18 protein-coding genes are annotated in these 26,671 nt (G+C 64.9%); 3 read left to right on the top strand and 15 right to left on the bottom strand.

Features of this window, described 5'->3' with window-relative positions; all coding sequences use genetic code 11:
• Nucleotides 1-177 precede the first annotated feature (177 nt).
• The gene (locus tag ACYVHT_RS05485; RefSeq protein WP_460548786.1) at nt 178-6,783 is read left to right on the top strand and encodes a T9SS type A sorting domain-containing protein; all 6,606 of its coding nucleotides are present in this window, start codon (nt 178-180) and stop codon (nt 6,781-6,783) included.
• An 84-nt stretch (nt 6,784-6,867) separates the two neighbouring features.
• Here ACYVHT_RS05485 and sdaAA read toward each other — a convergent pair whose 3' ends face one another.
• The 4 genes from sdaAA to ACYVHT_RS05465 all read right to left on the bottom strand — a co-directional run bounded on the left by sdaAA (nt 6,868) and on the right by ACYVHT_RS05465 (nt 10,947).
• Nucleotides 6,868-7,770, bottom strand: a complete 903-nt coding sequence (gene sdaAA / locus ACYVHT_RS05480) for an L-serine ammonia-lyase, iron-sulfur-dependent, subunit alpha (RefSeq protein ID WP_460548784.1) — start codon at nt 7,768-7,770, stop codon at nt 6,868-6,870.
• Nucleotides 7,771-7,875: 105 nt separating this feature from the next.
• Nucleotides 7,876-9,756, bottom strand: coding sequence for a M48 family metalloprotease (locus ACYVHT_RS05475; protein ID WP_460548782.1), 1,881 nt, complete (start codon nt 9,754-9,756; stop codon nt 7,876-7,878).
• A 76-nt stretch (nt 9,757-9,832) separates the two neighbouring features.
• The gene (gene msrB, locus ACYVHT_RS05470) at nt 9,833-10,303 is read right to left on the bottom strand and encodes a peptide-methionine (R)-S-oxide reductase (RefSeq protein WP_460548780.1); all 471 of its coding nucleotides are present in this window, start codon (nt 10,301-10,303) and stop codon (nt 9,833-9,835) included.
• A gap of 104 nt (nt 10,304-10,407) precedes the next feature.
• Nucleotides 10,408-10,947, bottom strand: a complete 540-nt coding sequence (locus tag ACYVHT_RS05465) for an RBBP9/YdeN family alpha/beta hydrolase (RefSeq protein WP_460548778.1) — start codon at nt 10,945-10,947, stop codon at nt 10,408-10,410.
• Between the two features lie 36 nt (nt 10,948-10,983).
• On the opposite strand from ACYVHT_RS05465, the gene ACYVHT_RS05460 reads away from it, so the two are divergent.
• Nucleotides 10,984-12,513 (top strand): bifunctional ADP-dependent NAD(P)H-hydrate dehydratase/NAD(P)H-hydrate epimerase, encoded by a 1,530-nt coding sequence (locus ACYVHT_RS05460; RefSeq protein ID WP_460548776.1) that lies wholly within the window; start codon nt 10,984-10,986, stop codon nt 12,511-12,513.
• Between the two features lie 7 nt (nt 12,514-12,520).
• Here ACYVHT_RS05460 and ACYVHT_RS05455 read toward each other — a convergent pair whose 3' ends face one another.
• The 3 genes from ACYVHT_RS05455 to pafA all read right to left on the bottom strand — a co-directional run bounded on the left by ACYVHT_RS05455 (nt 12,521) and on the right by pafA (nt 15,887).
• Complete coding sequence (locus ACYVHT_RS05455) at nt 12,521-13,369, bottom strand: UbiA prenyltransferase family protein (RefSeq protein WP_460548774.1); 849 nt, start codon at nt 13,367-13,369, stop codon at nt 12,521-12,523.
• Nucleotides 13,370-13,509: 140 nt separating this feature from the next.
• Nucleotides 13,510-14,061: an inorganic diphosphatase gene (locus tag ACYVHT_RS05450; protein ID WP_460548772.1), complete on the bottom strand. Its 552-nt coding sequence runs from the start codon at nt 14,059-14,061 to the stop codon at nt 13,510-13,512.
• Between the two features lie 110 nt (nt 14,062-14,171).
• Nucleotides 14,172-15,887 (bottom strand): alkaline phosphatase PafA, encoded by a 1,716-nt coding sequence (gene pafA / locus ACYVHT_RS05445; RefSeq protein ID WP_460548770.1) that lies wholly within the window; start codon nt 15,885-15,887, stop codon nt 14,172-14,174.
• A 119-nt stretch (nt 15,888-16,006) separates the two neighbouring features.
• Here pafA and ACYVHT_RS05440 point away from each other — a divergent pair, with 119 nt between their 5' ends.
• Complete coding sequence (locus tag ACYVHT_RS05440; protein ID WP_460548768.1) at nt 16,007-16,696, top strand: HAD family hydrolase; 690 nt, start codon at nt 16,007-16,009, stop codon at nt 16,694-16,696.
• 15 nt (nt 16,697-16,711) lie between these two features.
• On the opposite strand, the gene ACYVHT_RS05435 is transcribed toward ACYVHT_RS05440, so the two are convergent.
• The 8 genes from ACYVHT_RS05435 to atpB all read right to left on the bottom strand — a co-directional run bounded on the left by ACYVHT_RS05435 (nt 16,712) and on the right by atpB (nt 26,656).
• The gene (locus tag ACYVHT_RS05435) at nt 16,712-18,547 is read right to left on the bottom strand and encodes an FG-GAP-like repeat-containing protein (RefSeq protein WP_460548766.1); all 1,836 of its coding nucleotides are present in this window, start codon (nt 18,545-18,547) and stop codon (nt 16,712-16,714) included.
• Nucleotides 18,548-18,745: 198 nt separating this feature from the next.
• A complete protein-coding gene (locus tag ACYVHT_RS05430; protein ID WP_460548764.1) occupies nt 18,746-20,752 on the bottom strand; it encodes an IPT/TIG domain-containing protein in 2,007 nt (668 codons plus the stop codon).
• A 421-nt stretch (nt 20,753-21,173) separates the two neighbouring features.
• A complete protein-coding gene (gene atpG / locus ACYVHT_RS05425; RefSeq protein WP_460548762.1) occupies nt 21,174-22,058 on the bottom strand; it encodes a F0F1 ATP synthase subunit gamma in 885 nt (294 codons plus the stop codon).
• Nucleotides 22,059-22,158: 100 nt separating this feature from the next.
• The gene (gene atpA / locus ACYVHT_RS05420; protein WP_460548760.1) at nt 22,159-23,742 is read right to left on the bottom strand and encodes a F0F1 ATP synthase subunit alpha; all 1,584 of its coding nucleotides are present in this window, start codon (nt 23,740-23,742) and stop codon (nt 22,159-22,161) included.
• A 111-nt stretch (nt 23,743-23,853) separates the two neighbouring features.
• Complete coding sequence (atpH, locus tag ACYVHT_RS05415) at nt 23,854-24,414, bottom strand: ATP synthase F1 subunit delta (protein WP_241936770.1); 561 nt, start codon at nt 24,412-24,414, stop codon at nt 23,854-23,856.
• 127 nt (nt 24,415-24,541) lie between these two features.
• The gene (locus ACYVHT_RS05410; RefSeq protein ID WP_241936769.1) at nt 24,542-25,039 is read right to left on the bottom strand and encodes a F0F1 ATP synthase subunit B; all 498 of its coding nucleotides are present in this window, start codon (nt 25,037-25,039) and stop codon (nt 24,542-24,544) included.
• A 154-nt stretch (nt 25,040-25,193) separates the two neighbouring features.
• On the bottom strand, nt 25,194-25,469 hold the full coding sequence (atpE, locus tag ACYVHT_RS05405; protein ID WP_196287135.1) for an ATP synthase F0 subunit C: 276 nt from the start codon (nt 25,467-25,469) through the stop codon (nt 25,194-25,196).
• A gap of 122 nt (nt 25,470-25,591) precedes the next feature.
• Entirely contained in the window at nt 25,592-26,656 is a 1,065-nt protein-coding gene (gene atpB, locus ACYVHT_RS05400) for a FoF1 ATP synthase subunit a (protein WP_460548757.1), read from the bottom strand.
• Nucleotides 26,657-26,671: the final 15 nt, after the last annotated feature.

The raw sequence follows: 26,671 nt of genomic DNA, 5'->3' as shown, positions 1-26,671 counted from the left end.
CTGGTCCATCCGTCGATTAGCCGGCAGTTTTCGGTGGCGCAAGCTAAAATTGTCTTTAATTTACATGCTTGTTCGGTGGTCAGGCTATTCGGAAGAACGGCAGTACCGAACCTCAATTTTTTTCCTCTTTTTTTATTATTTTCTCTCACTTTTTTCCCCACCCTATTTCCCATTTTTATGCACACACCTTTTCCTGGTAACCGGCTAAACCGGTGGCTGGCAATGGTGCTGATGGTTTTGCTGAGCACGTCAGCAGCCATAGCCCAAAGCACTGCCAACTACGTGTTTGCCACCAACTCCACCGGCTCGCTGGTGGATATGTCGGCGGGTACGACGGACGCGCTGACAACCGCCACGTACCACGACGACGACGCCTCGGCGGTGCTGCCCATCGGCTTCACGTTCGGCTTCATGGGCACAAACTACACGCAGTTCAGCGTGAACTCCAACGGGCAGCTGCGCCTGGGGGCCACGGCCATTTCGGGCGGCAGCGCCTCGCCGGCTTCGGGAGCGGCTATTCTGGCGCCCTTCGGCGGCGACAACGCCATTCAGGCCACCGGCGGCGTCCGCTACAAGGTAGTGCCGGGCACCAACCGCACGCTGGTTATTGAGTGGAACTCGCTGCGCATTCCCTTCAGCTCGACGGTGGGCACGGGCAGCGTGGTGCAGGCCATTCTGGAAGAAAACACGGGCAAGGTGGAGTACCGCTACGGCACCGTGTTCAACAACAGCACCGCCACGGCCTCGCGGAGCATTTTCATCTCGGCGGGCACCAGTGCCGGCCAGATTGGGGTGGTTACCAACTTTGTTGCTACGCCCACCTACGATGCCACGGCTACTTCGGCCACGACTTCGACGCTCCCGGCCAACGCCGTGGTGCCGGTGCTGAGCTCGACGGCCGACGGCTCGCGCACGGTCTTCACCTTCACGCCGACTTCGGGCACGCCCGCCGCGCCCGGCGTGGCTACTGCTGCCGTGGGCCAGGCCAGCCTGAACCTGGTGATTACCGACAACTCGACCAACGAAACCTACTTCACGGTTTCCCGCTCCACGGACAACACCACGTTTGCCGTGGTGGGCACCGCGCCCTCGACGACGACTGCCGCGACGGGCGGCACGGTTACGTTTGCCCAAACCGGCCTGCTGCCCGGCACCACCTACTACTACCGCGTAACGGCCAACAACGAAGCCGGCGGCGTATCGACCAACGGCACCGTGACGGTTACCACGGCGGCGGCCGTGCCGATTTGCGGCACGAAATCGGTAGGCCCCGGCGCGACGGCCGACTATGCCTCCCTCACGGCGGCGTTCTCGGCGGTTTCCATCAATGGCCTGTGCGGCCCGCTGGTGCTGGAGCTGCAAGCGGCTTACGTGAGCACCGTTGAAACCTTCCCGCTGGTGTATAACTACACTGGCAGCACGGCCACCAACACCGTGACCGTGCGCCCGGCAGCCGGCGCCACCAACCTGAGCATTACCAGCACGGTAGCCGGCGCGGTGATGAACATCTTCGGCGGCAAATACCTGATTATTGACGGGCGCCCCGGCGGCTCGGGCAGCACGGTGAGCGGCGCGGCACTGGCCACCGACCTCACCATTGCCAGCACCAGCACCAGCGGCATTCCGCTGCAGTTCACCAGCGACGCCACCTTCAACACGGTGCAGCACACCCAGATTATCGGGGTGGGCAACAACGTGTCGCTGTACCCGAACGTGAACTTCACGGGCACCACCACTACGCTCGGCAACAGCGACAACGTGGTGCAGTACAACAACATCCGCGACGGTGCCACCACGCCCGTAACCCTGATTTACTCGGGCAGCTCGCTGAACAGCCGCAACAGCATCATCGGCAACAACCTGTCGAACTTCTACCTGTCGGCAGGCAGCTCCTACGGCATCTACATGAGTACGGCCGGCGCGGGCTGGAACATCACCGGCAACAGCATTTACCAGACGGCCGCGCGCACCAGCACGGCCGGCACCATGTATGGCATCTACGCCGTTGGGGGCATCGGCCAGGTTATTTCGGGCAACTTCATCGGGGGCTCGGCCCCAAGCGCGGGCGGCACGGCGCTGACGGCCAACGGCACGGCGGCAGCGTTCCGCTTCTCGGGCATCTACCTCAGCACCTCGGGCACCATTGCCGCCGGCACAGCGCCCAGCGTGCAGGGCAATACCATTGCCAACATCAGCTGGCTGAGCAGCAGCGGCGCATCTACCACCTACGGCGTGGTATCGGGGATTTACGTGAGCTCCGGCGATGCCAACATTGGCACCACCACGGGCAACGTCATTGGCTCGGCCGCCGGTCCTATCTCGGTAAACATCAGCACCACGGGGGGCTACTCGTTCGGCATCTCGAGTGCTTCGAGCGGGGTGGTGAACATTGTGGGCAACACCATCAGCAACATCACGGGCGTGGGCTCCTCGACCAGTGTGGCTTCGAACGTGGCGGGTATTCTGGTTTCGGCCGGCACCACCACCACCATCAGCCGCAACAAGCTGTACACGCTGGTGGCCGGCAGCGGCGTGGCTAACATCAGCACCGGCATCTGGCTCACGGGCGGCACCACCAACAACGTCAGCAATAACCTGATTGGCGACCTGCAGGCCTCGACCTCCACCAGCCTGGTGGCCGTTTCGGGCGTGCTGATTGGCGGCGGCACCACCAACAACGTGGCCTTCAACACCATTCGCCTCGACGGCACCAGCAGCGGCGCCACCTTCGGCACCCAGGGCATCTACCTGAACTCGCTGACGGCGGGCCTGAACCTGTTCAACAACATTGTGGTGAACCTGAGCACGCCCGTAGGCACGGGCGGTTCGGCCGCAGCCATTCGCCGCATCAGCGGCACGGCCGGCACGCTGCCCGCCAACCTGTTCGGCAACAACAACCTGTACTACGCCGGCACGCCTTCGGCCACGAACCTCATTTACGTGGAAGGCACCACGACCCAGACCAACGCCCAGCAGACCCTGGCCGCCTACAAGGCCTTCCTGCTGAACCGCGAAGCCAACTCGGTAACGGAAGCGGCCACGCCCTTTGCCAGCACCACCGGCACCAGCGCCACCTTCCTGCACCTGACGGCGGGTGCCGCCACCCAGGCCGAGAGCGGCGGGCAGCCGTTCGGCGGCATCACCACCGACTTCGACGGCGATACCCGCAACACCACGACTCCCGACATCGGGGCCGATGAGGGCAGCTTCCTGCTTTCGGACGTGACCGGGCCCATTATCAGCATCACGGGCCTGGGCGGTAGCGCCGCCAGCACCACCAGCCGCACCCTGACGGTGACCATCACCGACCCGAGCGGGGTGGCCACGGGCACCAACGCGCCGCGCCTGTACTTCCGCAAGGGCACCACGGGCGCCTTCGTTGCCTCGGCGGTACCCACGGTAGCGGGTTCTACCTACACCTTCACCTTCGACTATTCGCTGGTGGGCGGGGTAGCGGCCGGCGATGTAATAAACTACTACGTAGCGGCGCAGGATGTGCCGGGCAACGCCAGCACCAACCCCACCGGCGGCAACGGGGCCACGGCTCCGTCGGTGGTGTACACCTACACCGTGCTGCCTTCGCTGAGCGGCACCTACTACGTAAGCGCCAACTCGGCTACCTCGCCGGTGCCGGCCCGCACTTATGCCACCCTCACGGCGGCGGTGACGGCCTACAATACGTCGGGCCTGGGCGGGGCGGTTACCTTCCTGCTGCTGGACCCCACGTACTCGACCGCCGAGACGTTCCCGATTGCCATCCTCAACAACGCGGATGCCTCGGCCACCAACACGCTCACCATCAAGCCCAGCAACGCTACCGGCACTACAGCCGTGGCCATTACGGGCTCGAACGCAACGGCTATTCTGCAGCTGCTGGCCAGCGACTACGTGACCATTGACGGCACGCTGGGCGGGACCATTTCGGCCACCGACGCGCGCCCGAGCCGCGACCTGACCATCACGAACACGAACACGGGCACTACCAGCGTGGTGGTGCAGCAGTTCGCACAGTTCACCAACGACGGCGCGACCTTCAACACCATCAAAAACCTGGTGGCCGTGGGCGCTACGACGGCCGCCACGGCCGCCACGCTGTATGGCATCACGCTGCAAGGCGTGAGCAACGCCACCACCGTGAACCAGTACACCAACAACACGGTGCAGAACTGCGCCGTGCGCGGCACGCAGGTGGGCATCGCCTCGCTGGGTGGAGCCATCGGGCTGAAAAACCAGAACAACGTCATCACGCAGAACGACCTGAACGCGACGGCCAGCGCCGGTGCCCTCACCCGGGGCGGCATCCTGTCCTCGTTCGACAACAGCGTGCAGATTACCCAGAACACCATCGACAACATTACCTATGCGGGCACGGCCGATGCTGTTGGCATCAGCCTCGGCTTTGGCCTGTCGTATTCGAACAGCACCACGACCGGCTCGGAAACGACCAACGCTACGGTGAGCCGCAACTACATTGGCACCGTGCAGCAGACCAACACCTACTCTGCCATTGGCATTGGGGTGGCCACGGCCACGACGGGCACCAACACGCTGGCGAACAACTTCGTGGCCGGCGTATCGAGCAACGGCACGGTCAGTGACTTCGGCGCGGGCATCTACGTAGCCGGAGCAACCGGGGGCGGCATCACCCGCGTACTCGACAACTCGGTGAGCATGGCCGGCACCCAGACCGGGGGCAGCCAGCCCAGCTTTGCGCTGGCCATTGGCGGCACCACGCCAACGGTGGAAATCCGCAACAACGTGCTGGCCAACACCCAGTCGACGGGCGGCAGCAGCGTGGCCCTGGGCCTGGCGTACTCCAGCACCACCGGCAGCTACACGGGCCTGACTTCGAGCAACAACGCTTTCTTCGTGGGCACGGGCTCCACGTTCTATACGGGCCTGACCGGTGGCTTATCCAGCGGCACTACCCGCCTGACGCTGGCCGCCCTGAGCGCCGAAACCGGCCAGGATGTGCCCACTACGGCTACCACGCCGGGCACCTCGCTCGTGCTGACCGCTTCGCCGTTTGTTTCGGCCACCGACCTGCACGTGGCAATTCCGGCCGGCCTGGCGCTGAACGGCGCCGGTACGCCCATCGCAGGCATTACCACCGACTTCGACGGTGATACCCGCAGCACGACGCGCCCCGACATCGGGGCCGATGAATTTGCAGCGAACCTCGATGTGAGCGTGGCGGCCCTGACGGCCCCGGTGGCCAACAGCACCTGCTTTGGCACTACCGAAACCGTGACGGCCAGCATCACCAACTCCTCGACGGCCGCACTGAACTTCGCCACCACCCCCGTAACCGTGACCGTGACCATCACGCCCACGGCCGGCGGTGCGGCCCAGACGTTCACTACGGTGGTAAACACCGGCACCCTGGCCGCCGGGGCCAGCCAGACCGTCACCTTCGCCACCACCGCCAACCTGAGCGTGCTGGGCACCTACAGCGCAGTTGTGACGGCTTCGGTAGTTGGCGATGACAACCCCGCCAACAACGCGCTGGCGCCGGTGACCATCACCTCGGGCACGCGTTCGGCGACGTTCTCTTATCCCACGGCCACCATCTGTGCCGGGGCTACCGGCACCGTGGCTGCTACGCTGGCTACGGGCGCCACGGCCGGCACCTTCACCTCGACCACCGGCCTGACCATTGACGCCACGACGGGCGCCATCACGCCCGGCACCAGCACGGCCGGCACCTACACCGTGACCAACACGCTGCCCGCCACGGCCACCTGCCCGGCCCTGACCACGACGCAGTCGGTAACCATCACGCCGGCTACGTCGGCCACGTTCAGCTACGCCGGCACAACGTTCTGCGTGAGCGGCACCACGGCGCCGGTAGCTACCGTGACCGGCACCGCCGGCGGCACGTTCACCTCGACCACGGGCCTGACCATCAACGCCACGACGGGTGCCATCACGCTGGCTTCGTCCACGCCCGGCACCTACACTGTGACCTACAGCGTGGCCGGCGCCTGCTCCAGCACCAGCACGCAGTCGGTAACCATCACGGCAGCTCCGCTGGCGGCGTTCAGCTACGCTTCGGCCAGCGCCTGCGCGGGTTCGGCTACGCTGCTTACGCCCACGCTGGGCACGGGCGCCACGGCCGGCACCTACACCTCGACCACGGGCCTGACCATCAACGCCACGACGGGCGCAGTGAACCCGGCCACCTCCACGGCCGGTACCTACACCGTGACCAACACGGTAGCGGCCAGCGGCGGCTGTGCCGCCGTAACCAGCACGGCTACGGTGACCATCAACGCGCTGCCGGCCACGCCGACGTACACCTACACCTACCCCACGCGCAGCACGGTGCTTTTCACCAGCAGCGTGGCGCCGGCCGGCACCACCTACCAGTGGTACGTAGGCGGGCAGATTATTACGGGGGCTACCAGCCAGACCTACACGGCCAACGGCGCGACCAACCCGGGTATCTACACCGTGCGCTTCATCAACACGGCTACGGGTTGCCAGTCGGCCGCTTCGGCCCCGCTGACGGTGACGGCCGCCGGCCAGCAGCTGGCCGGCACTTCGCTGGCTCTGTTCCCGAACCCCACGGCAGACGGCAAGCTTACGCTTCAGCTCACCGGCTACACCAAAGCCGTGACGCTGACCGTGCTTGACGCCCTCGGCCGCGTGGTGCTGACGCAGCAGGTGGCCCCTGGCCAGCCGGAAGCCAAGCTCGACCTCTCGGGTGCTGCCCGCGGTGTGTACCTGCTCCGCACCACCACCGAAGGTGGCTCGGACGTACGTCGCATCGTGCGCGAGTAGCGAATAGCCGCTCATTGAAAAGCCCCGCTGGCAATGCCAGCGGGGCTTTTTTTTTAATTGGGAGTTAAAAGTTGAACTCCTGACTCACTCGCCCTCATCGGGCAGAATGTTCACATCCTGCACTAGCACCATCTTTTCGATTTCCTTGCCGCGCGTGGTATTGGCCAGGCCGCCGAGGGCGGTTTCCTTGTAGCGGGTTTCCATGCTCTGGCCCACTTCGCCGAGGGCGGCCACGCACTGGTCGACGGGAATGACGGGGTCGATGCCCGCGATGGCAATCTGGGCCGAGCTGAAGGCAATGGCAGCGGCCGAAGCGTTGCGCACCACGCAGGGCACTTCCACCAGGCCGGCCACGGGGTCGCATATCAGGCCCAGCATGCACTGAATGGTGACGGCCACGGCGGCAAACACCTGCTCGACGGGCCCGCCCAGGCAATACACAATGGCCCCGCTGCCCATCGCCGCCGCCGAGCCGGTTTCGGCCTGGCAGCCGCCCACAGCCCCGGCCAGCGAGGCATTCTGCTCGATGATGAGGGCAATGCCGGCCGCTACCAGCAGCCCTTCCAGAATGCTGCGGTCGGAGAGCTTGTGCAAATCCTGCAGGGTGACGAGCACGCCGGGCAGGATGCCCGAAGCGCCGGCCGTGGGCGCGGCCACCACGCGGCCCATGCAGGAGTTCACCTCCTTGGCCCCCAACGCCCGGGTAATAAGCTGCTTGAACTCGGGCGAGAGCACGGTAACGGGCGAGGCGGCAATTTTCTTGGCTCCGTTGTTTATCATGCCCGAGCGCGAGGTCATGTTGCCGGTCAGGCCTTCCTTCACCGCATCGCGCATCACGTCGTAGGCCCGTTGCAGGCCGGCCCAGATTTCATCTTCGGTGCGGCCTTTCTGCTCAATCTCGTAATCGAGCACGGGCTGGTACAGGGGCTCGCCGGTGGTGGCGCACTGCGCTTGCCAGGAGGCAAAATCGTTGAACAGAAGGGACATGACGTGGGTGGGAGGAGCGGGCTAAAAAGACGTAAACGCAAAGCCCCGGCCAAAGGTGTCTTTGGCCGGGGCGCAAAGCTACGTGGTGCACTACCGGCGGCCGCCTCAGCCGGGCAGCGTGGTATAAACGAGGCTGGCCGGCAGCTGGCGGATAAGGTTGGCAAACCAGCCGTTGGCGTTCAGCGACACCACTACGCATTCGCCCGGCAGCGTCAGCTCCCGGGCCAGCTGCTCAAGCTGGGCCGCGCCCACAGACTCGGGCGGCCGCCGCCCCGTGGGCACTTGCAGCTCCACTATCAGCACAAAGAGCGGCTGCTCGGCAAACAGCGTGAGGTGCTTGCGCAGCAGCCAGGCGCGGCGCACGGGGGCGGGGCCCGCTGCCAGCCGGGTTTGCAGGGCCGCCAGGGGCGCGGCGGGCAGGCCGTGGGGCAGAAAACGGTCGGTGGCGCGGATGATGCTGCGCTCGGCCCGGGCCTGGTCGTCGAAGTCGGCGTAGCGCAGAACCTCGGCTTGCAGGCGGCGCACTTCGGCCTTGTTGCCCCGGCGCTGGTGGTAGGCCTGAGCCAGGGCCAGCGCGGCGGTGCGGGTAGCGGGCGAGCGGTCCATCACTTCTTCCAGCAGCGCCAGCCCGGCAGGGTCGTCCTGCATGAGCCGGATGCGGCCCACGGCAAACCGGGCCTTCAGGCCATGCGCGGCATCGCCAAACAAGGCCCGGAACAGCGGCAGGGCCTCGGCGGGGCTGGCGTGGTCTTCGGTAAGGTCGGCGTGCTCCCAGGCTTCGTCGGGGGTGAGGGCCTGGCCGGCGGCGAGGCGGTCGGCCAGGGTACGCAGGCGCTGACGCTGGGCGCTCAGCAACTGGTGCCGCTCCTGCCAGAAGCCTTCCCGCTCTTTGGCCCAGGCCGCATCAAGCTCGACGGCCAGGGCCGGCAGGCCGGGGCCAAACCACGCTTCGGCCGCCGTGGTGGCCGGCGGGGCGGGCACCACGGCGGCCTGGCCCAGCGCCGTGAGCCGCTCCCGCAAGACGGGGTGGGTGTCCAGCACGTCGGGGTCGGCCGCCAGGGCAGCCTGCAGACACCGGTCCTCCGCTTCTTCATCGAGGCGGGCACTTTTGGCCAGCGGCAGCAGGCGGCTGATGGCATCGGCGGGCGGCCGGGGCTGCGTGGCCATGCCGGCCGTGAGCGCATCCCAGTGCAGCTTATCGATGGTCTGATTGCGCACTTCCAGGGCGCACAGGGCCTGGGCCAGCGCCTGCGGGCTGGTGACGCGGCCGGCGGCGGCATCGGCCTCAAACTCGGCAGTGCGCCTCAGCGGGTGCGACCACGCGTTGAAGCGCGGCACGTACCAATAGGCAAACTTACTCAGCCAGGTGCCCCGGCCGTTGCGCTCCAGCTGGGCCAGCAGCTGCTCCCAGGACTGGCCCACGCAGTACACCCAGGCGCCGAACCGGCCGTGCCCCCCGCGCAGGTGGCCCAGCTCGTGCGCCACCACGGCCGCGGCCTGCTCGGGGCTCAGGGCCTGCAGCAGCGGCAGGCCCACCATCAGGTAGTTGCGGGGCCAGCCCAGCACGCCCAGGCGGGGCAGCTGCACAATCGATGCGTTGAAATCGGCAGTGAGCAGCACGCGGTGTACCGGCGGGGCGGCCAGCGCCCGGGCCTGCTCCGCGAGCAGGCCAAAGAGGGGGGCGGCCTCGGCAGGCACGAGGACGCGGCCTTTGGGCGGGTCGAACCTCACCCACAGCGAGCGGATGACTTTCCAGGCGAAAACGCCCAGCGCCAGCCCTACTTTCAGTATCAGTACCACGGCGGCTACCGAGGTCAGCAGCACGGCCACCACGCCCAAAGCGCCCACCGTGCCCAGCAGCAGCAGCAGAATGAAGCCGTAGCCAAGCAGGGCCCAGGCCTGCACCCGCCAGCGGTAGGCGCGCGGGTTGGCCATGGCCAGCGGCTGGAGTTGTTCGAGGCGGGCAACGAAGGCTTCGCGCGTCATGGGGGGGGGCGGCAAGAAAAAGGGCTTGACCGGCACCCTGCCAATCAAGCCCTAAACTACGCGAAGCCGCTGAATATTAGGCCGCCGACGTGGGTTGCTTTTCGGCCTCCGTTACCAGCTTGATGCTGGCCGAGTTGATGCACAGGCGCAGGCCGCTGGGCGCGGGCCCATCGGGGAAAACGTGGCCCTGGTGGGCGTCGCACACGTTGCAGAGCACTTCCACGCGCACCATGCCGTAGCTGGTGTCTTTCTTGTAGCGAATGGCGCTTTCATCGACGGGCTGCGTGAACGAGGGCCAGCCGGTGCCCGACTCGAACTTCGTGCGCGAGTCGTAGAGCGGGGTGCCGCAGCACACGCAGGCGTAGAGGCCGGCCTCGTGGGCTTCGCAGTACTCGCCGGTGAAGGCGCGCTCGGTGCCGTGCTCGCGGGTGACGTGAAACTGCTCGGGCGTGAGCTGGGCGCGCCACTCGGCGGGCGTTTTCTCTACCCGGCGGGGCGAGGGAATGGGATGGTTGGCGAGGCGGATAACGTCGTTCCAGGTTTGCATATCGGGTAATTAAGAAAGTAGAAGCGGGGGGCTTATTGGTAAACGCAGCCGTGCACCGGAGGTTTGCCCACGCTTCTTGATTAGACGCTGAAACGTGCTTTTCCTTACCGCCACCCGCGCAGCAATTCCAGCCCCGCCGGCCAGGGCCCGTGGCCGCTGGCCGTGTTGATGTGCCCGGCTGCGCCAACGTCGACCAGCTTGCTGCCCCAGGCGTCGGCAAACTGCCGGGCGCGGGCGGGCGTTGTCCATTCGTCGTTCCGGCTCATCACCAGCTTGCTGGGGAAAGGCAGCCGGGCCAGCGGCATGGGCGCAAAGCCGGTGGTGGGAAAGGCGGCGTAATGGGCCGTTTCCACATCGCTGGGGGCCACCAGCAGCGCCCCTTTGATGCGGTGGCCGTACTGCCCGGCCCAGTGAGCAACGGTGGCACAGCCCAGGCTGTGGGCCACCAGCACCACGCGGCTCAGGTCTTCGCCGACCAGGGCTTGCTCGATGCGCTCCACCCACTCGGCGCGGTCGGGCGCGTCCCATTCGCGCTGCTCTATTCGCCTGAATTCCGGATGGATACCTTCGAGCCAGGTTTGCCAATGGCCGGGGCCGGAGCTGCCAAGGCCGGGAATAATGAAGACGCGGGCTGTTTCTTGCATCCTCAAAAGTAGTTCGCCGTCCTTTCACCCTCCGCTATGAAAATCCTTTCCGCCGCCCAAACCCGCGACCTCGACCAAGCCACCCAAACCGAGCAGCGCCTCATTTCAGTCGAGCTCATGGAGCGCGCCGCCAGCACCTTCGCCGCCTGGCTTTCGAGCCGGTACAGCTCGGCCGATGCCGGCGAAATTCTCATCCTGTGCGGGCCGGGCAACAACGGCGGCGACGGCCTGGCCGTGGCCCGCCTGCTGCTGCAGCGCGGCTACCGGGTGCGCGTGGCCCTGCTGCCCGCCACCCGCCACTCGGCCGACTGGCAGCACAACCGCCAGCACCTGCCCAAGGCCGTGCCGTCCAGCGAAATCACCGCCAAGAAGTTGCCCGCCATTGCCCCCGGCCAACTCGTCGTGGATGCCTTGTTTGGCACCGGCCTCAGCCGGCCGCTGGCCGGGCTGGCGGCCACCGTGGTGGCGCACCTCAACCAGGCGGGCGCGCGGGTGGTGGCCATCGACATCCCCAGCGGCCTCTTTGCCGACCAGCCCCAGCCCGCCGACAGCGCCGTGGTGCGCGCCTGGCACACGGTGAGCTTCGGCCTGCCCAAGCTGGCTTTCCTGCTGCCGCAGAATGCGGCTTACATGGGCGAATGGTGCATCGAGGACATCGGCCTCAGCCAGAAATTCATTGCCGATACGGCCACGCCCTGGCACTACACCAATGCCGCCGCCGTGGCCGGGGCGCTGCCGACGCGGCCCAAGTTCAGCCACAAGGGCACCTTCGGGCACGCGCTGCTGCTGGCCGGCAGCCGGGGCAAGATGGGCGCGGCCGTGCTCGCGGCCGGGGCCTGCCTGCGCACCGGCGTGGGGCTGCTCACGGCGCACATTCCCGGCTGCGGCTACGACATCTTCCAGACCAGCCAGCCCGAAGCCATGTGCCTCACCGATGCCAAAGCCGACTTCATCAGCGAGCTGCCGAAGCTGGAGGGCTACCAGGCCGCCGGCATCGGCCCCGGCCTGGGGCAGGAAGCGGCCAGCCTGGCCGTGCTGCGCCAGCTGCTGAAGGAAGCCGCCAAACCTACTCCCAAAACCGGCCGGCCGCTGCCTCTCGTCATCGATGCCGACGCGCTGAACCTGCTGGGCCAGCACCGCGAGCTGCTGAAGCTGCTGCCCGAAAACACCGTGCTCACGCCCCACCCCAAGGAGTTTGAGCGCCTCACCGAGCCGGCCCGCGACGACTACCACCGCCTGGAGCTGCTGCGCGACTTTGCCGTGCAGCACCGCTGCCTGGTGGTGCTGAAAGGGGCCTGCACCTGCCTGGCCACCCCCGAGGGCGAGCTGCACTTCAACAGCACCGGCAACCCCGGCATGGCCACCGGCGGCAGCGGCGACGTGCTCACGGGCGTGCTGCTGGCCCTGCGCGCCCACGCCCAGCTCCTGCCGTTTGAGGCGGTGCGGCTGGGGGTGTATGCCCACGGCCGGGCCGGCGACCTGGCCGCCGAGCATACCGGAAAGGCCGGTCTGGTGGCCGGCGACATCGTGCGCCACCTCGGCCCGGCCCTGAGGGAATGGGAGTAGCCGGCCCCTACCCCACCACGAAATACAGCACCGCCGGCACCAGCAGCACCCCATCGGCCCAGAGGGCGAAGAAGTAATCGCTCCGCCGCTCATCGGCCAGCACAATAACCGTGGCCGCCGCCAGCGCCGTGAGCCCCAGCCCCAGCGGCGGCACGCCCCGCTCGAAGCCCAGCAGCATGGCGCCGGCCAGGAAGGCCAGCGCCACGGCTTTGGCCCCGGCCAGGCCCAGCACCACCGGAAAGGTGCGGGTGCCGGCGGCCCGGTCGCGGCTCAGGTCGCGGATATCGAACACGATGGCCAGGGCCAGCACCAGGCAGAAGCGCTGCGCCAGCAGGCCCGCCGCTTCGGCCAGCGGGCGGTGCAGGGCCAGCGTGGGCAGCCCCACCGTGATGGCCGACCACACCCCCGCAATCAGAAATATCTTGAGCAGCGGCACCTCGCGCAGGGCCCGGGGCCGTCCGCGCCAGCGGCCCAGCGGCCACGAATACAGCAGCGCCAGCGCCGCCAGCGGCAGCAGCGCGGGCAGGTAGCGCCACCAGCCGTCGGCCAGAAAGTAGTAGCCCAGCCCCAGCGCCGCCGCGCCCGCCAGCAGGGCCAGCGCCCGCCGGTGCCGCTGCTGCCAGGCCTTGCGGCCCGAGGCGCCGGCCGGCTGCCCGTGCTTGAAGGGCAGCACGGCGTCGAGGTTATACACCAGCAGCGTAGCGGCAAATACCAGCGCCACCACCCGGAAATTTACCCCGGCCGCCGGCCAGCGCCGGAACGTGGCGGCCGTTTGGGCCGCCGCCGCGCCGGCCAGCCACACGCTGCTATACAGCACGGCATCGAGCGCGCGCCGGGCCCCGGAAGGGCTGGCCATTGGAACGGAGGAAGGCGACAGCGAAACCACAAACGAAGGTAAAACAGCCCGGCCGCCAGCTTTCAGCCCCAAACACAAAAAAGGCGAAGCCGCCCCCTTTAATCGGGGCGGCTTCGCCTTTTGGCAAACGATGAAGCCGGCTAGGCCTTGCGGTCGCCGAAGGTTTCTTCGTAGAGCTTGATGCTGTCGTTGATGATGCGGTAGGCATCTTCGCGGCCCATGAAGCGCTCCACGGTCACGTGCTTGTTGTGCTCGAGGGCTTTGTAGTCCTCAAAAAAGCGCTGCATTTCGAGCAGCGTGTGGGGCGGCAGGTCGGAGATGTCGTTGTAGTGGTTCACCGAAATGTCGTGGGCAGCCACGGCGATGATTTTGTCATCTTCCTCGTCCTGGTCCACCATCTGCATCACGCCGATAACCTTGGCCTCCACGAGGCACATGGGCACGATGTCGACCGAGCAGAGCACCAGAATATCGAGGGGGTCCTTGTCGTCGCAGTACGTCTGGGGAATGAAGCCGTAGGCGGCGGGGTAGTGCACGGCCGAAAACAGCACGCGGTCGAGCTTCAGCAGGCCGCTGTCTTTGTCGAGCTCGTACTTGCCTTTGCTGCCTTTGGGGATTTCGATGATGGATTGAACGACGGTCGGGGTTTCGTCGCCGCGCGACACGTCGTGCCAGGGGTTGAAATGGGTCATAGCGTAAAAAAACAGTCGCCGACCTGGCGGCTGGAGATGTCAAAATTACAAGCGGATAAGGGAGTTTGTTAATAAAATGTGGCACAGATTCGCAGCATCCGCGCCACAGCTTACCGGCCCAGCACCTCGCGCAGCGGCACGCCCGAGCAGCCGCTGGGCTCCTGAATGTGCAGAAACTGGGCAATGGTGGGGGCAATGTCCACGATGCGAGCGGGCGCCGACGACTCGCCGTGCTTCACGCCCCAGCCCCAGAACAGCAGCGGCACGTGCGTGTCGTAGGCCCCGGCCGAGCCGTGGGTGGTGCCCTTCACCACCGGAAAGCCGTAGGCTTCGAGCCAGCTGGGGGCCAGCACCGTGAGCACATCGCCGGAGCGCGGGGCGTAGAAGCCGTTTTCCTGGTACATGCCCAGGCCCTCGCTCCAGTGGGCGCGCTGCAGGTCGAGGGCCGTGAGCGACTGCGTGACGCCGGGCAGGGTGAGCAGCGCGGCGGCCACGTCCTGCTGGGCTTTGCCGAGGTCGATGTTTTTCTTTTTCAGCAGCTGGCGGTTGAGGTACACCTGCTGGTTTTCGTAGCTCAGCACCCACTGGCCCGCGCCGTACTGCCGGGTGAGGGCGCGCTGCACCGAGTCGCGCATCACGGCCGGGCCCACGCCGCCGCCGGGCAGCCGGTGGGCGTTGGAGAAGCCCACGGCGTGCGCGGCGGCGTGGTCGGCGGTGAGGAAAACGAGGGCCTGGCCCTTGCCCACCTGCTTGTCCAGCGCCTCAAACAAGCGGGCCAGCTCGCGGTCGAGGCGCAGGTAGGTGTCTTCGGCCTCAATGGAGTTGGGACCGAACTGGTGGCCCACGTAGTCGGTGCTGCTGTAGCTCAGGGCCAGAAAATCGGTGATGTTGCGCTGGCCCATCTTCTCCTGATTCAGAATTTCGAGGGCAAAATCCGTGGTCAGGCTGTTGCCGAAGGGCGTGCTCCGGATGAGGTCGAGGTTCTGGGTGGGCGGCTGGGGATTTTTGCCGTCGCCGGAATTTTTGAGCACCGGCTGCACCGACGCGGGCGCGCCGGCCGCCAGCACCGGCAGGTCGTGCGGAAACACGGGCCGGGCCTCACCTTTGAAGGCCGCTTCCCAGGCCACGTCGTCGGGGCTGCTCTCGGTGTAGTCGGCCAGGGGCAGCAGCGTGTTCCAGGGCTTGGCCAGGTACCCGGCGGCGTGGCCGGCGGCGTTGAAGCGGCTCACCCAGTCGGGCAGGGCATTCTGGTAAAACGTGCTGCTGATGAAGGCCCCGTTGGTGCCATCGTACCAGTAGGCGGCCGTGGCCGAGTGCCCGGCCGGCAGAATGCTGCCCCGGTCCTTCATGCTCACGCCAATGGTTTTGGCCTGGAAATTCGTGGCCAGCCGCAGCTCGTCGGTGATGGTGGTGCTGAGCATGTGGCGCGGCGACATCTGGCCGGCGGCTTCGGTGCCGCCCACGGCTTTCACGGTTTTATCCTCGGTCACGTAGGTCTGGCGGCCTTCCTCGCGCACCCACCAGTTGTTGCCGATGATGCCGTGCCCCGCCGGCGTGGTGCCCGTGTACACGCTGGCGTGGCCGGGGCCGGTGTAGGTGGGCACGTAGTTGTAGTGGCAGCTTTCGTAGCTGAAGCCCTCGCCCAGCAGCCGCTTGAAGCCGCCGGCCGGGTACTTGCTCCAGTAGCGGTACAGGTAGTCGTAGCGCATCTGGTCCACGATGATGCCCACCACCAGCCTGGGCCGCGGCAGGACATCGGATGTTTTCTGGGCCAGGGCAGGAGCAGCTAGCAGAGCGGCCAGCGCGAAGGGCAATATCTTTTTCAAGCGAAAACGGGTAAGGCTACACAAAGCGCAAAGATACCCAGCCCGCAGGTTGGAGATTATGCCTTAACCATAAGGTCATGCGGCGCTGGCCACCAGCGCGCCCCTTTGCTTCCCTTGCCATGAAACCAGCCCTCATCTTCGACATGGACGGCGTCCTCGTCGACAACACGCCCGTGCAGGCCCGTGCCTTCCAGCTCCTCTTCCGCGACCTCGGCCTGAGCACCAACGCCCGCCAGCTGCTCAAACGCCTCAATGGCATGCCGGCCGATGAAATCATCCAAAGCGTATTCCGCCACCCCATTCCCCCCAAGCAGCTGGCAATCTACGCCGAGCAGCGCGAGCTGCTGTACCGGGTACTGTACTGGAGCAAGCGCCAAGCCCTGCCCGGCCTCACGGCTTTTCTGCAGGCAGCGCGGGTCGAGGGCTTCCCAATCGGCCTCGGCACCGGCTCGGGCGGGGCCACCCTCCGCTACCTACTCGACCACCTCGACCTGCGCCGCTACTTCGATGTCGTCATCGGCAAAGACGATGTGCCCAGGGGCAAGCCCCACCCCGACACGTACCGCCTCACCGCCGCCCGGCTGGGCGCCAGGCCCGAAAGCTGCATCGTCTTCGAAGACGCCGTGCTGGGCGAGCAGGCCGCCTACCGCGCCGGCATGCGCTGCGTGGCCGTGGCCACTACACTCAAAGCAAAGGACTTTCAGGCCCCGCTCACGGTCATCAACGACTTTACCGAGCTCACCCCCGCCCGGCTGCTGACGCTGCTGGCCGCCCAGCCCGAAGCGCCGCAGCCGCGCAAGGCCCGCTAACTCAGCCGCCTCTTTCTACTCCACCACGAGGCGCTGCACCTGCGCCCCGGCCCGCACCAGGTACAGGCCCGGCCGCAGCCCGGCCGGCAGCACCAGCGCCGCCGCCCCGGCCGCATCGGCCCGGGTCGCCAGCACCGGGCGGCTCAGGGCATCGAGCACGACAATCTGCACGCCGGGCTCCGCTCCCGCTACCGCCACGGCCGAGCGGGCAGGGTTGGGGTAAGCCTGCAGGACCGTGCCTGCAGTAGCCGCAGACGCGGTAGCCAGTGGCCCGCTGCCGCCGTTCAGGCTCACGCTGGCCGCACTGTTATTATACTGGGCCGACAGTGCGTCCAGGTCGCCGTCGCCGTCCAGGTCGCCCAGCACCACGTCGCTGGGCACGCCCGCCACGGTGCAAAACTGCAGCCCCCCGAACACGCCCGTATTGGAGCCGGAGGCATCGCTGCCGTTCAGCGCCACCGTCAGGTAAGTCCGGTTGGTGCTGGTAATCACCACATCCAAGTCGCCATCGGCATCAACGTCGCCCATCGTGAGCGTTCCGGTTGCCGAGGCGGTGGTCACGGCCTGGGTATTGCTGAAGATGCCGGTAGCGCTGCCGGTGGCATCGCCGCCATTGCGGAAGATGATGATGTTGTTGCCGCCTCCGCCCACAATTATATCTAGGTCGCCGTCGCCGTCGATGTCGCCCAGGGCCAGGCCGTAGCAGTAGCTGCTGCCCACCACGCCGCCGCCATTGCTGAAGGTGCCGGTGTTGGAGCCGGTGGCATCGCCGCCGTTCAGTAGTATGGCAATGGGGCTGTTGCCGTAGTTCGCCACCAGCAGGTCCAGGTCGCCATCGTTGTCCACGTCGCCCAAGGCCACGCGCGAGGGGTTGTTGCCCACCGTCAGGTTGCTGCCATTGCTGAAGGTGCCGGTATTGGAGCCGGTGGCATCGCCGCCGTTCAGGCGCACGCTCACCGCGTTGCCGTACTGGCTGACGGTCACCACGTCCTGGTCGCCGTCGCCGTCCACGTCGCCCACCGCCAGGCCCTGGGGCGTGCTGCCCAGCCCGATGTTCTGCGGGCTGCCAAAAGTGCCCGTGTTGGAGCCGGTGGCATTGCCGCCATTCAGGCACACGCTCAGGCTGCTGGTGCTGTTGGAATTTGCCGTGAGCAGGTCCAGGTCGCCGTCGCCGTCCACGTCAGCCAGGGCCACGCCCATGGGCCCGCCCGCCACGGCTATTGCCTGCGCGCTGCCAAAGGTGCCGGTATTGGAGCCGGTGGCATCGCTGCCGTTCAGCAGCCGGTTCACAGCGCTGCCCGTGGTATTCACCAGCAGCAGGTCGAGGTCGCCGTCGCCGTCCACGTCGCCGGTGGCCACGCTCCCGATGCTGCTCATGCTCACGGTGGGGCCCGCCACGAAGCTGCCCACGCCGGTTCCGCTCACTGCCGTGGTGAACTGCACCACCCGCCCGTTGACCAACGCGCCGCCGCTGCTGGCGGCCTGCCGGCTAATGGTGTACGTCACCTTCTCGCCCGGCCGGAAATCATAGTTGGAGGGAGTAAAGCTGAGCGCATTGCCGCTCACTGCCGCCGGCCGGGTGCGGGTCCGCATTCCGCCCCGCTGGCTGCTGAACACCCGCAAGGCCCCCGCCGAAGCAGCCGTGAGCGGATGGCTGAACGTGGCCTGCACCGCCGCCGACCGGGGCACCGCCACCGCATTAGCCGCCGGCACGGCCGCAATGATAGTGGGCGACTGCGCCAGGGCGGCCCGCATCGGCAGCAACCCCAGCAGCAGCAGGCAGCCCCCGGGAACTGCGCAACAGGAACGTTGCCCGGCAGCCTTATTGGTAGAAGGGTAGGTTGACTTCATCTGGAAAAGGTACGATAGCGCCGCAAATCTCTCAAATCGGGCCCCGCTCCTTGCATGGTACCGCCCCGCTGGTCAGCTCCTTTCGGGGCCGGATGGCGCCTGTCGGCCCAGCCATCACCTCCAAAAATCCATCGACCACCCCACAAAAAAGGCTCCGCTGCCGGGCAGCGGAGCCTTTCCGGAAAGCTCTCAGCCCAGCTACTCCACCGCCAGACGCACTGCCTGTGTGCCGCTGCGAACCACATACACGCCCGCGGGCAACCCAGCGGGCAGGGCCAGGGCAGCGGTGCCGGCAGCATCGGCCGTCGCCGAGAGCACCAGGCGGCCCAAGGCGTCGGATACTTCCACCGGGGCACCGGGTGTGGCCCCGGCCAGGGTGGTGGCGCGGGCCGGGTTAGGCGCCAACATCAGCGCCCCGGGCTGGCGGCTTAGGGCCACCACCCGCACTGGCGAATACGCGGTTGTGCCGTCGGCGTCTACCAGGCGCAGCCGGTAGTAGAGGCGCGCCTGGGGGCCTGGCGGGCCGGCAAGCTGGTTGTCCAGCAGCTCGTAGCGGCGGGCGCGGCCCTGGCCGGCGGCAGGCACCGTCTCAATGCGCGCGAATGTCTCGCCATTGAGACTGCGCTCCACTTCAAAAGCCTTACTGTTCTGCTCCGAAGCCGTGGCCCAGGCCAGCCGCACGGTAGCCGGACCAGTGGCCTCGGCCGTGAAGCTCACCAGCTCGACCGGCAGTGGGGCGGCGCTTCCGGTGAGGTAAAACTCAGAAAAGTGGTCAGCTACGGCCGCCTGGGCCACAAACCAGTTCACGCCAGCGGGCGCGCTGGCAGCCAGGCCCAGCACCCGAAATTGCCCCGTGGTAAAGCTGTTGTTGCCAAAGTCGCAGTCTTCATTGGGCCCGCTGTACTGGGTAGCTTTCAGGTTGGCGTAGGTCACGGCCGGGTCGGCGGCCTGCAGCCGGGCAAACTCGCTGGCGAGGCCGTAGAAGCGCACATTCAGGGTACTGCCCGTGAAGGTGGGATTGGTAGCCGTGACGCGAAAGTTGCGGTCGAGGTATTTGTGGCCGCGCCCGTCCTCACGCACAGCCCCGGCACTCCCGGTCGCCTGCAGGCTCACCGTCACGGTGCCCAGGGCAGCACGGGTATCCTGCAGGGCAGCTACCACGTCGCCGGCCGGCGTAAGCAGGTAGCGCCAGCTGCCACTGCCCGTCGCCGTGTAGCTGGCCGACGCCAGGCAGCTGACGGGACCCGCATATACGGCCAACACGGTAAATGCCGGCGCACTGCCACTGCTTTGCCCGTTCGATGTCACCACCACGCTGCTATTGCCGGTGGGGGCCCCAGCCGGCACCACCGCCGTGAGTGAAGTGGGCGAATTGTAGGTAACGCTGGTGGCCGGCACGCCGCCAAAGCTTACGGTGCTGCTATTGGCAAAGCTGACTCCTGCGATGGTGATGGGCATGCCGGGCAGCTCAGCTGGCAGGCTCAGGCCGGTTACCTGCGGCACCACGGCAAAAGAACACGGCGTGGTGGCCGTGCCGCCAGGCGTGGTCAGGCTCAACGGTCCGCTCATGGTATTGCTGCCTACCGTGAAGCTGAACCCCGATGGCGAGCGTGGCCCCGTGATGGTTCCGGCCACGCCACCCACCTGCACCGCCGACACGCCGTTCAGGTTAGCGCCCGTTACATTCACGGTGGTGCCCACTACCCCGCTGCTGGGGCTGAAGCCCGTGATTACCGGGCCCGGGCCCGTGTAGTAGTGCACCACGCAATTGATGCTACGGTTGCTAATCGCATTGACCACAAACGCGTCGCCGACACTGCGCCCCGTGCCGCCCAGCACACTCAGGTCGGCATTGGTGGCAATGGTGGTATAGCCACTGTTGTTGGTGTAGCGCAAACTCCCTCCCCCGAGAGTTGCGATGTAGAAAGCGACCGTTTGCCCGGCCGCGATGGGCACGCTCAGGGTAACGGGCAGGGGCGTGGGCACATTCAGCCCCTGCGCTACCACTCCGCTGACCGTGGCTATCCGCGTCCAGTCTGCCGCCGTGTTTTCGGAACCAACGTAGCTGCCCGGCTTTGTATAGATTTCGAAACTACCGCTACTCAACATATTGATATCAAACGAAGTAACCGTAATGGCGCTAGTGGCTGTCACGTCGAACTGGCAGCCTCCGCCAGTGTTGTTGGAAGCAAAAGGAGTAACCAAGGTGCTTGACGATGAGCACTGGGCGACTGCAGACCGGGAAGTTGCCAGCAAAGCCAGCCCCATAGCCATCAATACAAAATAAAAACGCATCATACCAATTAAGCTGAACCATATGAAAAGTCAAAGGTCAGAATAAATGTTTAATATGTATAATGCATTGCTTATTATTCAATAAAATTCTCTGCCCGAAGGATAGTTGCAGCAGCCGGCACGGTACGAGCAGGGCCAGGCTTGTGCCGAGTGCTGAATCCTGAAAGTAAATCCTGAAGCCTGGCCCTTCCGGCCAATCCCCAGCCCTGCATCAGTTGCCTGACTCGCTTTTATGAGTTGCTGGTATTCCGCAGCACTCCAGCATACCGCCAATCAAAAGGCCCGCTTCCTTGCGGAAACGGGCCTTTCTACTTTGTAAACTATTCGGCTATTAGCCGGCCGCCAGCGCTTCGGCACCGCCCACGATTTCGAGAATCTCGGTCGTGATGGCCGCCTGACGCGTCCGGTTGTAGGTCAGCTTGAGGGCCTTGAGCAGCTCACCAGCGTTGTCGGTGGCTTTGTCCATGGCCGTCATGCGGGCACCGTGCTCTGAGGCATTGCTTTCCAACACTGCTTTGTAGAGCTGAATCTTGATGGACTGCGGAATCAGCGTCTGCACGATTTCCTCTTTCGAGGGCTCGAACAGGTAGTCCACGTTCGACTGCGGCGTGGCCGTGGCGGGCGCCTCCGTCTGCACCAGCGGCAGCAGCTGCTCGGTGCGGATAATCTGCGTGGCCACGTTGCGGAACTCGTTGTAGACCATCACCACCTCATCGTACAGCCCGTCGCGGAAGCCCTGCATGGCCACCTCAGCAGCCTCGCGCACTGTCTCGAACGAGAGCTTGGCGAAGACGTGGGTGTAGTCGCCCACCGTCTGGCCGCGGCGGCCGTAGTAGTCGTGCGCCTTCTTGCCGATGGCCATCACCGAGATGTTGGCCGCCGGCAGGTTGCTGTAGCGCGAAGCAATGGCCGCATTCACGCCCTTGAACACATTGGTATTGAAGGCACCCGCCAGACCACGGTCCGACGTGATGGCAATCACCAGCACCTTGCGCACCTCGCGGGCCACGCCGTAGTCGCTCACGATGTCGTCGTCGGCGTTGCGGGTCAGGTTGGTCAGGATGGCATTCAGGCGCTGGGCGTAGGGCCGCATCCGCACGATGTTGTCCTGGGCCCGACGCAGTTTGGCCGCCGCCACCATTTTCATGGCTTTGGTAATCTGCTGCGTGCTGGTCACCGACTGAATGCGGTTACGGACTTCTTTTAAGCTTGCCATTTAGATTGAATTAGGAATGAGGAATGAAGATTGAAGAATTGCTGCGCCAGAAACGGCAGCGACAATTCCTCATTCCTCATTCTTCATTCTTCATTGATAATTACTTGGCTGCGTAGTTTGCCGAAACGTCCTTGGCTACCTCGCGGATGGCCTTCGTGCCGGCGTCCTCCAGCTTGCCAGCTTTCAGGGCCTTCAGCACGTCGGGGTAGCGCGAGTTCATCACCTGGCCGAACTCCTTCTCGAACTCACGCACGCGGTTCACGGGCACGGTGTCGAGGAGGCCGTTGGTGGCGGCGTAGATGATGGCCACCTGGTCCTCCACCTTCACGGGCGAGTACTGGGGCTGCTTCAGGATTTCGAGGTTGCGACGGCCGCGCTCGATGGTGAGCTTGGTCGAGGCGTCGAGGTCGGAGCCGAACTTGGCGAAGGCTTCCAGCTCGCGGAACTGGGCCTGGTCGAGTTTCAGCGTACCGGCCACTTTCTTCATCGACTTAATCTGGGCGTTACCACCCACGCGCGATACCGAGATACCCACGTTGATGGCCGGGCGCACGCCCGAGTTGAACAGGTTGGTCTCGAGGAAAATCTGGCCGTCCGTAATCGAAATCACGTTGGTCGGGATGTAAGCCGATACGTCACCAGCCTGCGTCTCAATCAGGGGCAGCGCGGTCAGCGAGCCGCCGCCTTTCACCAAGTGCTTGATGCTGTCGGGCAGGTCGTTCATGTTCCGCGCAATCTCGTCCGAGGAGTTGATTTTAGCGGCCCGCTCCAGCAAACGGCTGTGCAGGTAGAACACGTCGCCGGGGTAAGCCTCGCGGCCCGGAGGACGACGGAGCAGCAGCGACACCTCGCGGTAAGCCACAGCCTGCTTCGACAAGTCGTCATAAACCACGAGGGCCGGACGACCCGTGTCGCGGAAGAATTCACCGATAGCAGCACCCGTGAAGGGGGCGTAGAACTGCAGCGGCGCCGGGTCGGAAGCCGAAGCGGCCACTACCACGGTGTAGTCCATGGCGCCGCCCTTGGTGAGGGCCTGCACTACCTGGGCCACGGTCGAAGCCTTCTGGCCGATGGCCACGTAGATGCAGAACACCGGCTGACCAGCCTCGAAGAATTCGCGCTGGTTGATGATGGTATCGATGGCCACGGCCGACTTACCGGTCTGGCGGTCACCGATAATCAGTTCGCGCTGGCCACGGCCAATCGGAATCATCGCGTCAATTGACTTGATACCGGTTTGCATCGGCTCGGTTACGGGCTGACGGAAAATTACACCGGGAGCCTTACGCTCCAGGGGCATCTCGTACAGCTCGCCCTGGATGGGGCCGCGGCCGTCGATGGGCTGGCCCAGCGTGTTTACCACGCGGCCTACGATGCCCTCACCTACTTTGATAGAGGCGATTTTGTTGGTGCGCTTCACCGTGGCGCCTTCCCGGATTTCCGAGTAGTCGCCCAGCATTACGGCACCCACGTTGTCTTCTTCCAGGTTGAGCACGAGGCCTTGCAGGCCGTTCTCGAATTCAATCAGTTCGCCGGCCTGGGCTTTGCTCAGACCGTAGATGCGGGCCACGCCGTCGCCGACCTGCAACACGGTGCCGACTTCTTCCAGCTCGGCTTCCGACTTGAAATTGGACAGTTGCTGCCGCAGGATTGCGGAGACTTCATCCGGACGTACTTCTGCCATTTGTTTGGGTTGTAGGGGCGGGGCTCGCCCCCGCCCGTCGTGAGACGGTAATTAAATAAACGACGCTCTGCCGGGTCGTTCAATCGGCCGGGCGGGGGCAAGCCCCGCACCCTACAGTTTTTGTTGGTAAGAATTTTCTTGCAGCGACGTGCGCAGCTTGCGAAGGCTGGTCCGCACGGAATCGTCAATTTGCTTATCGCCCACCCGCAGCACGAAGCCGCCGATGAGTTCCGGGTCTACCTTCTCGGTGAGCTGCACGTCGGTGAGACCGGTTTGCTGGGTTACCAGCTTGCGCATCTCGAGGCGGGCAACAGCCGTAAGCGGGGCTGCCGACGTTACTTCCGCCGATTGCACGCCTTGCATCACGTTGTATTGCGCCAGAAACTCGGGCCCGATGCCTTCGATGGCGGACTCGCGGTTTTTCTCGGTCAGGATGGTGAAGAAGCGCAGCGTCATGTCCGACACCTTGCCTTTGAAGATGGCGTTCAGGATGGCCAGCTTCTTGTCGTGCTTCACAATCGGGTTGCGCAGCAGCAGGCGCAGCTCGCGGCTTTCGGCCATGGTTTTGCTCAGCAGGTCCATGTCCTCTTTCACTGCGCTCAGGGTGCCCATCTCCTTGCCCAAGTCGAGGAGCGACTTGGCGTAGCGGGCCGCTACTCGTTGGTCAGCCATTGGTTGGTTGTTGTAGTTGTCATGCTGAGCTTGCGAAGCATCTTATCACGCCTGCACCGCTCGGGTAGTAACTAATTCTGGCGAAAGCAGCGGTGATAAGATGCTTCCTTCGTCAGCATGACAGAAACTAATTCAGTTTCACGTCTTTCAGGTAAGAATCGACCAGCTGCGTTTGGGCGGCGGGGTCGGTCAGTTCGCGGCGCAGGATGCGCTCGGCGATGTCGAGCGACAGCTTGGCGGCGGTGTTTTTCACTTCGGCCAGGGCGGCGTTTTTCTCCTGCTGGATGGCTTCGCGGGCTTGCTGGATGATGGTGTTGGCTTCGGCGGTGGCGCGGGCCTTTTCGGCTTCGCGGTGCTGGTTGGCCATTTGGGTGGCTTCCTGCATCATGCGGTCGCGCTCGAGGCGGGCTTCGGTCAGCAACTTTTCGTTGCCGGCTTTCAGCTGCTGCATTTCAATCTTGGCCTGGTCGGCCATGCGCAGGGCGCCTTCGATGCTGTCTTCGCGCTCTTTGAGAGCAAGCAGAATCGGCTTCCAGGCAAACTTCGCCAGCAGGAACAATACCAGCAGGAAGATAACCAGTTGCCAGAAAATCAGGCCGAGTTCGGGGGATAAGAAAGCTGGCATAATGCGTTTAGAATGGGTAGCCGGGCAATAAAAAACCGGCTAGGACAATGACTGATAGTAGGAGCAGGTAAGCCCGCCGCGCCACCTGCATGTGCAGCAGCGGGCGGCGGGCTTCCTTACTACTTCCGAGCCCTCACAGGCCCGGCCGACTGCCTTAAACGAGCTTGGTCCAGATGAGTACGCAGACTACGACTGCGAACAGGCCCAGACCTTCAATCAGAGCGGCGGCGATAATCATAGCCGTCTGGATTTTGCCCGAAGCTTCCGGCTGACGGCCGATAGCATCCATGGCGCTGCCGCCGATGCGGCCAATGCCCAGGCCTACGCCCAGAGCCACCAGACCTGCACCGATACCGGCACCCATTACAGCCAAACCAGGACCGTAGTTAGCCGCCATAGCAGCTACTTGCAACAACAAAGAGAGCAACATAAAAATTGGAAAAAGGGGATAAGAAAAAGTTCGTCAGTCCCGCAGCGGGGGGGGGGGGATTGCCACGGTCTGGCCGAAACAGCCAGTTGGCGGGCGGCGGACGCCCGGCCGATTAAGTCAGATTAGTGAGCAACGTGGGTTGAGGCCGAGCCGTCGTCGTAGCCCATTTGCAGGTCGGCGTCGTGGTGGTCTTCCACCGCGCCGCCGATGTACATCGAAGTGAGCAGCGTGAAGATGAAGGCCTGCAGCAGGGCCACCAGCAATTCGAGCACGTTGATGAACAAACCGAAAGCCAACGTCACCGGGGCCACGGCCCACGATTTGAAGATGAACACCAGGCTGATGAAGCTCAGCACCACGATGTGGCCCGCCGTGATGTTGGCGAACAGACGAATCATGAGCGAGAAGGGCTTAGTGAAAATGCCAATCACCTCCACGATAATCATGATGGGCAGCAGCGGCTTGGGCACGCCGGGCGTGGCGAAAATGTGGGCCCAGTAGTATTTGTTGCTCGATGCCAGCGTGATAATCAGGGTCAGCACAGCCAATACCATCGTCACGGCGATGTTGCCGCTGAGGTTGGCCGCGCCGGGCGTGAGGCCCAGCAGGTTGTTGAACCAGATGAAGAAGAACACCGTGAGCAGGTACGGCATGTAGCGCTCGTACTTGGGGCCGATGTTTTTCTTGGCTACTTCGTCGCGAATGAAGACGATGATGGGCTCGAAGAACGACTGGATGCCTTTGGGGGCGCGGCCGTGGTTCTTGCGGTAGCCGCTGGCTACGGCGGTGAAGATGACGAGCATCAGCACGGCGCTACCAATGAGGGCGGCAATGTTCTTGGTGATGGAGAAGTCGTAGACTTTGCTGCCGTCGGTGCTCACGAGGTGCTCGTGCTCCAGCTTCAGGCCGTCGTATTCTTTGGCGGGGCCCTCCGACTCACCGTTGGAAATGTGCTTCGAGGAGAACACCGAAACGCCTTTGCCGGGACGGTAGGCGATGATGGGCAGGTAGGTGGTGAAGTTGCCGTTGTCGGTGGCCAGCCAATGCCACTCGTGCGAATCGCCGATGTGGTGCAAAATCATTTCGCCGGGATTGAAGCCTTCGGCCTTTGCGCCCTCGCCGGCGGGCTCGTTAGCGAAAACGGAGAGGGAAACGAAACAAAGAAGAATCGAGAGTAAACGCTTCATCCAAAGTTAATTAAT

This window comes from Hymenobacter daeguensis, from assembly GCF_054780555.1.
The sequence above is the reverse complement of the archived record's forward strand: the minus strand, read 5'-3'. Positions and strand labels throughout refer to the sequence as shown.